Here is a 484-nt window from a genome sequence, read left to right as displayed (position 1 = left end):
GGGCAAGCGCGATGTCCATAACTTGTGAGTTATGGAGAATCCCCTTGTCATGATGTATCGATTTCGATACAGTGATCGCACATGAAGCCGATCACGTTCTTAGGCGACAGTCTCGCCCGGCTCCGGGACTTCCCGGATGATGCCCGCTCCGGGGTCCGGTGAGAAGATGGTCAAAATCGTACGCTAAGGGTCCGGCGTTAGCGTGTCATTCCGCCCCGAGCCGGACCGATTAGTACGCATATTTGCGCCATGGAGAGAGCGGCGTTCCAAATGAGGCATCATGCATGAATGAAGCTATCGGCACCTTTGAGCAGATCATCGGGCTAGAGCCCCAGCATGGTGTGCTTCTTCGCGCGTTGAGGGCGCTGGCCCTGGAACTGCATCCCGGCCTTGTGGAGGTTGCACGGCCGGGTGATCGGGCGGTGAGCTGGGGTTGGGGTCCGAAGAAGATGAGCGAGGCTTACGCTTGTGCGCTACCCTATAA

The 484-nt window shown here is 57.9% G+C and carries 1 protein-coding gene; it reads left to right on the top strand.

What is annotated here, in order from left to right:
- Positions 1 to 284: 284 nt before the first annotated feature.
- Positions 285 to 484: hypothetical protein (locus tag C1631_RS25465; protein ID WP_228441521.1), on the top strand; the 200-nt coding region annotated here is incomplete at its 3' end.

The organism is Chryseobacterium phosphatilyticum (assembly GCF_002899825.2).
GTDB classification, from domain to species: domain Bacteria; phylum Bacteroidota; class Bacteroidia; order Flavobacteriales; family Weeksellaceae; genus Chryseobacterium; species Chryseobacterium phosphatilyticum.
Note: the sequence above shows the minus strand (reverse complement) of the source record. Positions and strands in the feature narration are given on the sequence as shown.